The sequence below is a fragment of the Shewanella aestuarii genome (genome assembly GCF_014647215.1).
GTDB classification, from domain to species: Bacteria; Pseudomonadota; Gammaproteobacteria; order Enterobacterales; family Shewanellaceae; genus Shewanella; species Shewanella aestuarii.
In genome coordinates, this window is the sequence record NZ_BMOT01000013.1 from 1 (window position 1) to 12,702 (window position 12,702).

A 12,702-nucleotide genomic window follows, 5' to 3' on the forward strand; every position below is an offset into this window, starting at 1 on the left:
TACCTTTTGCGCCCATATCTACTTTGATTAATGCTCTCTGCATTTACCTGCTTATGTTCTCTTTTTTTTAAATGATTATTGGCTAATGTTTAAAACATTCTGAATAGATAATCCCTGATAAGGATAATAAATAGCAAGCAAATTACCCTCTACACTGCAGACTGTGTTTAATAAACTGGCAATAGGCTGACTATTGAAGCTTAAGTTAACCTTGATACCAGAGCTGCATTCAAGTTTGACACTAAATGATTGCATATTATCTCTTCAAATTTCATGTATTCATCTCTTAACTCGAATTGAGGTCAGACTGCATTTATGCCTAAATTAATCAAACTTAATCCCTTTTGTTGGTGTATTTTCTTTGTTTGGTCGTAAATATGATATTTTAAAATGCTTCTTTACCTGGTAATACGGGCTCGATTGCGCTGTATTCATTTGTCACCTACTGGTTATTCTATAAATAATATTAGAAATAACTTGTTTAAAAACATTCACTTTCTGTTTCGTCTTTACCTTTGTATAAGCAACTATTCCTTTACTTGTTAATAACTTTACCGCTAGCATAAGGAACGTTTATTAGTTTGGATTAGCCTTGTTTACCTTTCGTAATTGGTCGCTGGTTTTTATCATTCCATTTTGTATTTTGTCTATACACCTAGCAATGGTATTTGGAGGGTATTTTTACGAGTCTACGGATCTAAAACAGCAGCTTGCCCAAAATGCAACAGAGCAGTTGAAGAAAGATTTATTTAGAATGCGCCATGTTGTTGAGTCTTCAATCCAAAATCAGGACTTCGCACGGATTGAACAGGAAGTCGCTTTAACCTCTACTGATCTGAACATGATGGTTTACGTTATTTTAGATCCCAGTAGCACCATCCATTTTGCTAATCACATGATCTGGCGTGATAGCGATGCAAGCAATGTACTTGAAGGTTATTCCCACAGTATCCATCAAAGTGTCATACATTCAAATAAACCTCATCTTGAGGTCAATTTTGACAGGCTATCTATTCAAGCCTATTACCCTGTTACGGATAATAATCGTTTTAGCTATGCGCAATCGGTAGAGTTAATTTATGTCGAATATAATATTTCTGATCTGATATCGGATGCATCCGATGCGCTTTTTGCGAGGACGATTCATATTTGGGGCATAGGAAGTTTAGTGTTGGTCGCATTTTGTTTTTTACTCTATTGGGTATGGATTTATCCTTTATCTCGGTTAAGTTTTGCTGCTAAAAATATTGATTCAGCGTCTTTTACAAATAATATTCCCAGCTATTCCACAGAAGTCACTACGCTGAAGGATTACCTTGTACAGGTCAGTGGCAAACTCAAACGTAATCAAAAACGCTTAAATGATGCTGAACAGCGCTGGCTTTTTTCGGTCGAGAGTACTCGTAATGGTATTTGGGATTGGAATTTAACTACTGGGGATGTCTATGTTTCTGATCGTTGGAAGGAGATGATTGGTTATCAAGCTTACGAGCTTGATAATGATTATTCAGTGTGGGAATCCAGGTTACATCGAGAAGAAAAAGCTGATGTTTTGAATACTTTGCAAAAGTATATTGATGGACACTCTAATGAGTATGAGAGTGTTCACCGCCTGCGACATAAAGATGGCAAATATGTTTGGGTACTTGACCGAGGGCGGATTGTTGAATGGTCTCCACAGGGCAAGCCGATTCGTATTATTGGTACTATTACTGATGTTTCGAGTGAGATTAAAAACCAGACAGTTGAAATAGATAAAGATCCTGCAAATCAAACTGCGTTAACTGATTTCATCAATCGTGAAACACTTGCCGACTCACTTTATGACTTACAGGTATATAGTCGAAAAGTCGGGCAGTTTTCAGCAATATTATTGATTAATCTTGATAATTTTAAAGTATTTAATGAGGCGTTAGGACAAGAGTTAGGTGATCGATTATTGGTTAAAATAGCCGCTCGTTTATCAGGTACATTCTCTTCTGCAGGATTTGTCGCACGTTTGGGCTCTGATGAGTTTATTTTGTTAGCAAAAAGCTTTGGTAATGATGTTGAACACGCTAATAAACGTGCCTTGGCACTAGCAAGTGAAGTTAGACAGTTAATAGGACGGCCGTTTTCTATTGCCGATCAAAACTTATCAATCTCTGCACGTGTTGGTGTTGTTGTCTGTGATGGTAGTGAATCACTTGAACCGCAAACTCTATTAGCGAGGGCCGATAATGCGCTGGAACATGCAAAAGAGCCGAAATCAAGTGGTTGTTTTATCTACCATCCGCAACGTGATGAAAATCAGGTACAACCTTTTAAACTTAGCCATGAATTACATCTTGCTTTAGCACAAGGGCATCTTAGCTTGGTTTATCAACCTGTCGTTGATGGCGATGGGCATATAACCAGTGTAGAGGTTTTGCCTCGTTGGTATCATTCACAGCACGGTTTTATCAGCCCACGAAAATTTATCGAAGCAGCTGAGTTATCTGACTTCATTTTTGAAATGGAGTTGTGGATATTAGAAAATGTCTGTGCATTATTGAAAAAGCTGCAAGTACAAGGCATTTCGGCGCCAATATTTTCACAAAATATATCTTCAAGACATTTCCATCAGGATCACTTTACTGGTGTTGTTTTAAATCGAGTTCATAGCAGCAAAGTGAATTCGGCTAAAATTCAATTTGAATTGAATGAAGATGTTTTCTCGATTAATCGGGAGTGGGTGACAACTAAAATTGCAGAGTTACAATCAAGCCATATTAATGTTGCTTTAGATAACTTTGGCTCAGGACTATGTGCTTTACATCAATTAAAGGGGATTCGTTTATCACAGGTTAAGCTTGCTGCTTGTTATGTTGAAGAGGATCTCAATAGTAGCACAACACAAACTATGCTTTGTGCTTTGGTAGAGCTAGCATCTCGACTTGATTTTGATGTAATAGCCAAACAAGTGGAAACGAAAAGTCAGTTAAATAACTTAATCCATGCTAAATGCGATGGCTTCCAAGGCTATCTTTTTAGTCGTCCTTTGAATGAGGATGATCTCATACAATTACTTCAATCTAAGCTGACTTTGAGTGTAATTTAATAAAATTAATTGCATACGTAAGGGCGGCATTTCTTAGATTATCACCCTCAATAAATACTTCATGGAAAGCACCTTCTATCACTACTTTGTGACATAAATTACTTAATGCTAAATCTTGTGTCTGATTAGTGACTACTGAATCTTCACTGGCTTGTAAAATCAGAATGGGCGTTTGTGATTGTTTAGCATACTCTATGCTTTGCTCTGCGGCATGAACCGCTTCGATTAACCAGTGATTTGTGGGCGAGCCTAGCTGTATTTCAGGATGCTTTTTATATAATTCACGATAATGTTCATATCGATGTTTGCTGTGAGTTAAGTGGTTACTGATAAAAGGGTCTGGCTGATAATCAGTACCGCCTAATACATAGTTACTTATTACTTTGCCTTGTTGTTTCGATTCGCGGGTTTTGTTTAACCGATTGGCTAACCAAAGGATTATTTTTTTGTTGACTGGCAATGCAATACCAAACATCGGTGCTGATAATACGGCGCTATCAAAAATATTAGGGTGTTTATCAAGATAATGAGTTGCAATGGCTCCACCCATGGAGTGGGCCAAAATAGACAATGACAGGTGCTTAGTCGGTAGGACTATGTTTTCAATAAAGTATGAGAAATCGTCAACATAATCTGCAAATTTTCCAACGTATCCTTGATGTGGATTATCAGTTATCCGATCGGATAGGCCTTGACCTCTATGGTCTAACGCAAATACGCTATAACCCTGCTGATACAAATCGAAAATGAGTTCTTGGTATTTTAAGTATGATTCAACTCGACCATTGCTTATAACTACTGCTTGTTTAGCCTCGGCTTGTAACACCTGACAAAATGCGATTTTAACGCCATCACTGGACTCAAATTCGCTTTGATGCACATTTTGCCAAAAACGTTGTTGTTCCGGAGTATTGAGCTTCTTCTCTGAAGAAAATTTTTTATAAATCATACTGTCGTAAGTTTAATTCATGGAAGTGAAGTTGATTTCATCATACATTATTTACCCCGCTAGAACAGCGGGGGAAATACTAAAGATTAGCTTAATTGCTTAGCAATATAGGCATCTATCATTTGTTCTAAAATAGGCATAGGCACTGAGCCATTCTCTAGGATTGCATCGTGAAACTCTCTAATATTGAATTTGTCACCTAAAGCATTTTCAGCTTTTGCACGTAAACGTTTAATGGTTAATTCACCCACTTTGTAGGATAGTGCTTGTCCAGGCCATGAAATATAACGGTCAATTTCGGTATTAACGTTATGCATAGATAACGCGGTATTGCGTGCCATAAAATCAATAGCTTGCTGGCGAGTCCATCCTTTTGCGTGCATACCCGTATCGACAACTAATCTAGCCGCACGCCACATTTCATAGGTCAATCGACCAAAATTACTGTATGGGTCTTGATAGAAACCGGCTTCCAGTCCTAAGTATTCAGAATATAGCCCCCAGCCTTCACCAAATGCAGAGATATAGCTATAACGCCTAAAGTTGGGCAAGTCCGTTAGTTCTTTATTTAATGAAATCTGTAGGTGATGCCCAGGTACAGCTTCGTGTAATGTCAGTGCTTCCATCTCATATAATGGACGTTTATCTAACGCATAAGTGTTTACCCAGTAATAGCCTGGTTGATCGTCGCGGTTAGAACCTGAATATCTACCTGTGGTGTATTTAGGGGCGATTTCGGCTGGAACAGGCTCAATTCCATATGGTGTTCTGGGAAGCTTGCCAAAATACTTAGGTAGCATAGCATCGGCTTTTTTAGCGATGTAAGCGGCTTCTTTAAGCAATTCTACTGCGGATTTAGGATAAAACTGTGGATCTGTTCGAAGGAAGTGTAAAAACTCTGCAAAGGTACCTTTAAAGTTTACATCCGCAATCACTTGCTCCATTTCCAGCTTTATTCTAGCCACTTCTTTTAAGCCGAGCTGATGGACTTCCTCAGCGCTCATTGGCAAGGTAGTGTAATACTCTACTCTGTTTTGATAGAAATCAGGCCCATCCGGTAATGCCGACGCAGCAATTTGCTGTCGAGCATTAGGGATATAACTTTGAGTCATGAAAGCGTAAAACCCTTGATACAAGGGGAGCACGGTCTTTTCGACTAAACGTTTGCCTTGTGCAGTTAGTTGTTGCTTTTGTGACTCTGTAAAGTGGGCGGGATATTCGGTAAAGGGTTTGAAATAGCTACTTTGTTCAGTGGGAACGATAAAGGCACTGATGCTGTCTTCAAAACCGGTTAATGTCACTTTTGCTGGGGTGATGCCGCTAGCTAAGCCTTGTTGCAACCAAAAAGTTTGCTGGGCAAAGTATGTCGGTAGGGCTGAAAGTTGGGCAATATAGTGTTGGTAATCAGTTTCGGTATTAAATGGTGCCTTGGCTATGCTTGCTATGTAAGCATGAAAACCACTTTCTGCCGAAATAGGAATGTAATGCTCTTTATATCGATACATATCAACTTGGTTTTGCAGTTGGTCTTGCAAAATTTTGGCATTGATAACATCGTCTTTACTTAACTGAGAGCGATCTAGCTGTTTAAGTGAGTCGAGCAATTGCAGTGTTTGTCTATTTTGCTCAGCCAGTGTTTCGGGAGATAAGTCTGTTAATTTTCCTGCGGCACTGCTATCGCCAAGGCTTGCGGCAAGCTCCGGTGAGTAGGCAAGTGTCAGCGCCCAACTTTTATCAATGATAGTTTGCAAATCTTGGTCGATGACTTGAGCCGCCTGCGGTTTGGTTGCCATTGTTGACATAGGTGCTGACGTGGATTTGCTATTATTGTTAGAATATTTATAGGCTTCGCCAACTGTGGTATTCAGGCTACAACCACTTAAACTCAGGGCGATTAATGAAGGTAAAATAAGCAAACGCATAGTCATTCCTTGTCTTAATATTGTGTTGTGGTCAGTATGCCTGATTTTAATCTTGAAAACATCGCATCAACGGCATGGGAATATGTAAGTATTTAATGCTTCTATAACTGTGCGCTTAATCATCAGCAGTTAATCAAATTCATGTTAAACTTACTTTAATCATACCTGACCAAGTTAAAAACAAAATGTGGCAGGATGAGACTATAGGGGTTATATATGATCAATAAATCTATTCCATTGGTTGATTTACATCGCCATTTGGATGGCAATGTTCGCGTCCAAACAATTTGGGAGTTAGGTTTGCAACATGGTATTGCATTACCTGCCGATTCCTTAGAAACCTTGGCGCCTTTTGTACAAATTCAGGGTAAAGAAAATAGCTTAGTCGCTTTTTTAAAGAAGCTTGATTGGATGGTGGCTGTTTTAGCTGATTTGGATGCAGTTAAGCGTGTCGCATATGAAAACGTGGTTGATGCTAAAGTGTCTGGCTTAGATTACGCCGAATTACGTTTTAGCCCATATTATATGGCGATGAACCATAAACTTCCGATTGAAGCAGTTGTCGAAGCTGTGATTGATGGTGTGGCAGCGGGCACGAAAGAGCATGATATTAAAATCAATCTGATTGGTATTATGTCGCGCTCATTTGGTCAAGAAAAATGCCGTTTAGAACTTGAAGGCTTATTGGCCCATAAAGACAAAATTGTGGCGATTGACTTAGCTGGTGATGAACTAGGATTCCCTGGCGATTTATTCACAGATCATTTTAAACGTGTTCGTGACTCGGGTTTACAAATCACTGCCCATGCAGGTGAAGCCGCTGGTCCTGAAAGCATGTGGCAAGCGATAGAAACATTAGGTGCAACACGTATTGGCCATGGTGTTAATGCTATCCGAGATCCTAAGTTGATGGAATATCTGGCTAAGCATCGTATTGGTATTGAGTCTTGCCCAACCAGTAACTTACATACTTCAACCATCGCTGATTATGATTCTCATCCCTTTATGCAGTTCTTTAACTCGGGAGTGTTAATTGGTTTGAATACCGATGACCCAGGAGTCAGTAACATAGATATCAATCATGAATATCGTGTTGCGAAATCTGAAATGGGTTTGACGGATCAGCAATTGTCACAAGTTCAACGCAATGGTGTTGAAATGGCATTTTTGTCTGATAGTGAGCGCAAAGCATTATATGCATCGAAAGCTTAATGCTTTTATGCCAATAAAAAAGCCAGCATAAGCTGGCTTTTTTATTGCGTGTTGATTAAATCACGCGAGAGAATTGCTGCTGACGTGCTTTTTGGCGGTAATAGACATCGAAGCACATACAAATGTTGCGAATTAACAAATGGCCAGTTGGGCTGACGGTTAAGCGGCGATCTGTTATATCGACTAGTTTATCGTCTAAGAAAGTTTGCAGTAGCTTTAAGTCTTCTGCAAAATAATCTTCAAACACAATATCAAACTTCTGTTCAATCTTGGCCATATCAAGATCAAAATGACAGATGATTTGTTTGATCACCACACGACGAATTTCATCATCACGATTCAAGCTGCAGCCTTTCCATAAAGCATGACCTTGTTGATCAATCGCTTCATAGTAAGGGCGAATGTCTTTTTGGTTCTGAGCATAACAATCGCCAATTTGGCTGATTGAAGATACGCCTAACCCGAGCAAGTCACACTCTTCTTGTGTGGTGTAGCCCTGGAAGTTACGGTGTAATTTACCCGCATTTTGTAGTTTTGCCAGTTCATCATCAGGTTTAGCAAAATGATCCATCCCAATAAATTGATATCCTGCACCAGTTAATGATTCAATCGTTTGGTGCAACATATCCAGCTTCTGCTGTGGTGATGGCATATCTGCATCTTTAATTTTACGCTGCGCGGCAAAACGAGAGGGCAAGTGCGCATAGTTAAAGACGGATAAACGATCCGGAGAAAGTTCAATAATACGAGCGATAGTTTGTGCAAACGTTTCAGGAGTTTGTAAAGGTAACCCGTATATTAAGTCAACGTTAGTAGACACAAATCCCAGCGCTTTTGCTCTAGCGATAAAGTCGAAAATAAACTGTTCGTCTTGTTCACGGTTTACCGCAACTTGAACGTCTTTGTTGAAATCTTGTACACCAATCGAAACACGATTAAACCCAGCTTCTTTTAAGGTATCAAGCATACTGAGTTCAATTTCACGTGGATCGACTTCAATTGAATATTCACCTTCTTCAGCAAAGGTAAAGTGTTCTTTAATTAATGCTGTGAGATGCAAAATTTGCTCAGGTTTTAAGAAGGTTGGTGTGCCTCCACCCCAGTGCATTTGAGTCACGGTGTAATGCTTGAATAACGGTGCGCGTTTGATAATTTCTGCGGCTAAATATTCAATATATTGATCCGCTTTGTGAGAGTGACGGGTAATGACTTTATTACAACCACAGTAATAACAGAGCTTTGCACAAAATGGGATGTGTACATACAAAGAGAGCCGGTCACTTTTGCTGCCTTCGATGGCAGATAACAAATTTTGCTCGGTAAAGCTGTCATCAAATTCTAATGCTGTCGGATAAGACGTATAACGTGGGCCGCTATAGTTATATTTTTCGATCATTGATTGATCCCAACCAATTTGTGTGCGCTGCTCCAAGACGTGTACTCCGATGGTAAATTAGCAATAGACGAATTATGCAGGCTAAAGCATGAAATAACCTTGATCTAGGTTGTAAATTTGATATTTGAACGTGACCCGCATTGCAATAATGAGTTTTCTTGCACTTATTTGCTTGATTCTATTTGGAAGTGCTGTCGACCAAGATTACGGCCTTTGCCATCGAAGCGGGTTTCATAGAAATCAATTCGGCCTAACGTATCTTTTAATATGATAGTGGTTGAACGTGTTCCGTATTGAGGGTGCTGGATAAAAATTGATGATAAATGTCGCTCCCATTCTAATTCTACTCCGGTATTGGGTAGTAGGCTGTCTTCAGGCTGGGTGGTATCACACATAAACTTTTGTAATTCATCAATATTAATAGCATCATTTTGGGTTATATATGACTGTAATGCTTGTTGTCCTCTAGCCATCTTTGGCCATACATCATCCATATCGCCATTACATACAGCATGAAAACCTGAGCTTAAGATTTTGGTTTCGGCGCTTCGACTATTGAAGCAATGTAGTATGTTGTTAGCTTCAAAAATCAAATTAAAGGAATTGTAATTAGTGCGGTGAGTTTGCAGCCATTGTGAGGTGAGCATCGGTGAGGCGGGATTCGCTAAAGCGTTGATCACTAACTCCCCCCTTGAGCGGACCCCATCTTGGGTTTCTTGAGTTCGTAAATTGGTTATACCCGCAAATTGCCCCTTTCGATTGACCCCAAGCCATGTTCCGCCAGCCTGTAAATCTTTGCCTGCGAGTATCTGGTTTTCAGGTGGCCAAAAGTGTGCGCCTTGAGTCGCTCTGTGATGAAATTCATCACGATTGGCACAAATGATTAAGGGATAGCGAGGATGGCTTTCAATCGCAAAAAATAAAATGCACATAAACGAGTCCAATCATTTTGTTAAACCTAGGGTAATGGTTTAATCATTAATGATGGTGGTGCGAATGTCCATGGCTTTGTTTGTGATCATGATGTTCAGACTTAAGATTGGTTACCATGCGGCTTAAAAACTTCCTAGGTCCTAAACGCAATAAACTGGCACCGAACAGCAAGCTGATAATGGCTAACCCTAAAATATTAATCGATTCAGGCAATCGCAGAACATAATCAGAGGTTAGAGGTACTAAGTCCGCCACAATAAAGGCGCTCACCAATACCCCACCCAACATTAAGCCTTGTTTCCATGTCATTAACTTTAACTGGGCGATATTTATCACGGGAGCGGCTAATAAACTAAAGGCGACGGCAACTTGGTTCCAGCCACTGTAAAACAGGGCTAAGGCTAAAATAACCGCACCTAAATTACAAAAACGCATAGGAATAAATACCAGTAACAGGATTAATACCTGTAATGCTGGGTTTTCTAAAGGAACTGAAGGATGACCAATTAAGTTTGCCAAAATTAAGCTTAAGAGGATCCAGGGGGCGCTGCGATCGACTAAATGGGCAAAACCAAAACGCCATGCAGACTCAGGTAATTGTAAATGAGGGTCGGTTAATGAAATCTTATTCCATGTCAGTAAGCCAGCAATAACCGCCAAGCCGATAATTTGGTACAGGGCAAACCATGGGCCTAACAAGGCTAAAGTAATGATTAATGCTTCAGGGCCCGCAAGGCGCTGTAACCATCTTACCGCTAAATTTTTATGTTGAGGTTGTAAGCCTAATTTGAATCTAAGTGTGGCGAATAAATAACTTAACAATAATATTGGTGAAATCGTGAGCAACCAGCTGACAAACTGTTCCACCCCATGGGAATGTTCATGGTGCTCATGGGCCTGACTACCCGTATCCATCAATAATAAAACGGCCAGCAAGCCTAAACCTAATAAGCTGCCTATACCTGCTTGATATTGGTACTTACCTTGTTTATCTGTGGTGTGTTCCCCATGAGGCTGATGCAGTACTACATGCAAAATTGAACCTGTGACAAACGCTTGTAAATAGACAGTGTTTTCAATACTCAGTTGAAGCAATAGTTGCTCACCAGCAAAGTATCCAACTGAGGTTAAGGCCATCATGGCAACTAAAACAATACTTGCCCAACGCGCGCCAACTTGTGGTTTAAGTAACCACCAAATGGCCAAACCTACGGGTAAGCGATGCAAAATAACCCCTAAGGCAAGTAAAGGAGAATTTCCTTGTTGTTGTGATAATACCATTGCACCACCATCTGTGATGGTATGCAGTAGTAAACCAATAATGCCTAAGCTAAGGGTGATATTGTGGGTGATTTCTGAGTAGCGATGAAAGATCCGCTCGCTTGCAGTTGGCCCCCAAAGACCTAATATGACAAACAGCAGAGTCACAAAGCCACCGTGTTCAAGTAGCTCTGGTAAAATATGGATAAGCACTAGCCCGCCTAAAGAGACGAATATAAAACCATCTAATCCTTTTTGTAGTCCGCTACCCGAAGAGAAGTAACGGTAAAATAAAGGACCAAATAATAAGGCAATACAGCTAGCGGCTAAATAGAGCATGGATTCCAAGCATAAATCGACAAAAAACGGTGCAGTATAGCATTTTTGTACACCCTTGTAGCTAGCGTGCAAACATAAGATGTGTAAATTTGATTAGCTTTTATTGCCCTATCGGGAAAAAAGTCGTCTCTGTATTTAATAGGTGAGAAAAACTAATTCATATTGTAAGAAATAATACTGTATGACCTATCAACCATAAGAACCAGATTAGGTATACAATATGAGTTATTGTTATTGCTAAATAGATAGATTGTAACTTATGGATATTTTTTCTGCTGCTGTGATGTTGTTTTTAATTATGGACCCATTGGGCAATTTACCTATTTTTGCGTCTATTTTGCGTCATATCGATCCCAAAAAGCGTCGTCGAGTGCTTATTCGTGAATTACTCATTGCCTTAGCCATCATGTTGTTATTTTTATATGCAGGTGAAGCAATACTGAACTTTTTAAATCTGCGTTCTGAATCTGTCAGTATCGCTGGTGGGATTATTCTATTTCTTATTGCGATAAAAATGATATTTCCACAGCCTGGCGGTGTCGTCGGGTTAGCGGCAGGAGAAGAGCCTTTTATCGTGCCCATGGCCATTCCATTAATGGCTGGCCCTTCAATTTTGGCCGCTTTAATTTTATTGGCTCATACTGATAGCAGTCGAATGACAGATTGGACAATTGCACTGGTATCAGCCTGGGGATTGAGCGCCTTTATTCTGATGTTTTATAAAGTGTTCACCCGTTTATTAGGCGAAAAAGGCTTAACCGCAGTAGAGCGTTTAATGGGCATGGTTTTGGTGATGATCTCTGTACAAATGTTTTTAGACGGTATTTCAAATTACATGAATTCAGTGGCGCAATAAGTACAGTTTCACCGTTTTCTTCGCTTAACAAGAGCATCGTCTATGATGACATTTCATAACATTGTTAAGCTAAAATCATGTTTGGCTAAATAGTTCCTTTATGTAGTTTTATACATATTAATCTACACAATCAGTAATCAATACCGCCTTAATCAAGGCGGTATTTTTTTATCGTTTCTGCGGCAATGGGTAAAAATATTTCGCTAACAATCAGTTCGGAACGTCCAACATGGAAATAGCGGCGACGCCCCCAAAGAGTATCATTGACGGGTTGAGATAAGCTGGTGGCAAGTTGTGCTAAGCGGCCACAGGTTTCAAAGGCGGCTACTTCAATTTTACCCGGGACAATATCCGCACTGGTAAATAATAATTCACCTAAGGGCCTGTTACCCAAATGAATAAAGTCGTGATGAGTATTATTTAGTAATGCCTGTGGAATTAATGTTCTCGCGAAAACCCATGGAATATCATCTAAACTCAGTAGTACTTCTCGAACCCAAACGGGTTCGGTTTGAGAAGGGAGTTCGCCGACCAATGGTGATAATAAGTGTTCACCTAAAACCGTTACACTAAAGTTTTTACAATGTTTCTTTAACTTCTCGGTCAAACTGCCGTTAGCTAATAACCAGCTTTTTAGCGGCGAATGAGGAAGTGTGGCGGCTTTTTCTGGGGAAAACCATTGAATTGATTCACCGTAAGGAAAGCTATTACTGGTCACATTCATCAAAAACTCGTTACAATATACCTAGACCGAAT

10 protein-coding genes are annotated in these 12,702 nt (G+C 39.8%); 3 read left to right on the plus strand and 7 right to left on the minus strand.

The window, feature by feature from the left end; all coding sequences use genetic code 11:
* Window positions 1-75: 75 nt before the first annotated feature.
* Window positions 76-255: a hypothetical protein gene (locus tag IEY03_RS15395; protein WP_188843329.1), complete on the minus strand. Its 180-nt coding sequence runs from the start codon at window positions 253-255 to the stop codon at window positions 76-78.
* Between the two features lie 337 nt (window positions 256-592).
* Here IEY03_RS15395 and IEY03_RS15400 point away from each other — a divergent pair, with 337 nt between their 5' ends.
* A complete protein-coding gene (locus tag IEY03_RS15400; protein WP_229778357.1) occupies window positions 593-3,079 on the plus strand; it encodes a putative bifunctional diguanylate cyclase/phosphodiesterase in 2,487 nt (828 codons plus the stop codon).
* Here the strand turns inward: IEY03_RS15400 and IEY03_RS15405 are convergent.
* Together IEY03_RS15405 and IEY03_RS15410 are read right to left on the minus strand one after the other, a co-directional pair.
* Window positions 3,054-4,028, minus strand: coding sequence for an alpha/beta fold hydrolase (locus tag IEY03_RS15405; RefSeq protein WP_188843331.1), 975 nt, complete (start codon window positions 4,026-4,028; stop codon window positions 3,054-3,056). The two genes, IEY03_RS15400 and IEY03_RS15405, sit on opposite strands and share 26 nt — an antisense overlap.
* An 86-nt stretch (window positions 4,029-4,114) precedes the next feature.
* Window positions 4,115-5,950 carry a DUF885 domain-containing protein gene (locus IEY03_RS15410; protein WP_188843334.1) on the minus strand — a complete coding sequence of 612 codons (1,836 nt, stop codon included), beginning with the start codon at window positions 5,948-5,950 and terminating at the stop codon, window positions 4,115-4,117.
* A gap of 216 nt (window positions 5,951-6,166) precedes the next feature.
* Between IEY03_RS15410 and add the strand changes: the two genes are divergently transcribed.
* On the plus strand, window positions 6,167-7,162 hold the full coding sequence (gene add / locus IEY03_RS15415) for an adenosine deaminase (protein WP_188843336.1): 996 nt from the start codon (window positions 6,167-6,169) through the stop codon (window positions 7,160-7,162).
* 55 nt (window positions 7,163-7,217) lie between these two features.
* Here the strand turns inward: add and hemN are convergent, their stop codons facing one another.
* The 3 genes from hemN to IEY03_RS15430 form a co-directional block, all read right to left on the minus strand.
* On the minus strand, window positions 7,218-8,594 hold the full coding sequence (hemN, locus tag IEY03_RS15420; protein WP_188843338.1) for an oxygen-independent coproporphyrinogen III oxidase: 1,377 nt from the start codon (window positions 8,592-8,594) through the stop codon (window positions 7,218-7,220).
* A 128-nt stretch (window positions 8,595-8,722) separates the two neighbouring features.
* Complete coding sequence (locus IEY03_RS15425; RefSeq protein WP_188843340.1) at window positions 8,723-9,490, minus strand: NRDE family protein; 768 nt, start codon at window positions 9,488-9,490, stop codon at window positions 8,723-8,725.
* Window positions 9,491-9,536: 46 nt separating this feature from the next.
* Entirely contained in the window at window positions 9,537-11,090 is a 1,554-nt protein-coding gene (locus IEY03_RS15430) for a metal transporter (RefSeq protein ID WP_188843468.1), read from the minus strand.
* Between the two features lie 259 nt (window positions 11,091-11,349).
* Here IEY03_RS15430 and IEY03_RS15435 point away from each other — a divergent pair, with 259 nt between their 5' ends.
* Complete coding sequence (locus IEY03_RS15435) at window positions 11,350-11,946, plus strand: YhgN family NAAT transporter (protein ID WP_188843342.1); 597 nt, start codon at window positions 11,350-11,352, stop codon at window positions 11,944-11,946.
* A 148-nt stretch (window positions 11,947-12,094) separates the two neighbouring features.
* Here the strand turns inward: IEY03_RS15435 and IEY03_RS15440 are convergent, their stop codons facing one another.
* A complete protein-coding gene (locus IEY03_RS15440) occupies window positions 12,095-12,670 on the minus strand; it encodes a chorismate--pyruvate lyase family protein (protein WP_188843344.1) in 576 nt (191 codons plus the stop codon).
* Window positions 12,671-12,702: the final 32 nt, after the last annotated feature.

Excerpts from the sequence above, each read along its gene's own strand:
- IEY03_RS15430 (WP_188843468.1), bottom strand. The coding sequence starts at position 11,090 with ATGCTCTATTTAGCCGCTAGCTGTATTGCCTTATTATTTGGTCCTTTA.
- IEY03_RS15405 (WP_188843331.1), bottom strand. The coding sequence starts at position 4,028 with ATGATTTATAAAAAATTTTCTTCAGAGAAGAAGCTCAATACTCCGGAA.
- IEY03_RS15410 (WP_188843334.1), bottom strand. The coding sequence starts at position 5,950 with ATGCGTTTGCTTATTTTACCTTCATTAATCGCCCTGAGTTTAAGTGGT.
- IEY03_RS15395 (WP_188843329.1), bottom strand. The coding sequence starts at position 255 with ATGCAATCATTTAGTGTCAAACTTGAATGCAGCTCTGGTATCAAGGTT.
- IEY03_RS15440 (WP_188843344.1), bottom strand. The coding sequence starts at position 12,670 with ATGAATGTGACCAGTAATAGCTTTCCTTACGGTGAATCAATTCAATGG.
- IEY03_RS15435 (WP_188843342.1), top strand. The coding sequence starts at position 11,350 with ATGGATATTTTTTCTGCTGCTGTGATGTTGTTTTTAATTATGGACCCA.
- add (WP_188843336.1), top strand. The coding sequence starts at position 6,167 with ATGATCAATAAATCTATTCCATTGGTTGATTTACATCGCCATTTGGAT.
- IEY03_RS15425 (WP_188843340.1), bottom strand. The coding sequence starts at position 9,490 with ATGTGCATTTTATTTTTTGCGATTGAAAGCCATCCTCGCTATCCCTTA.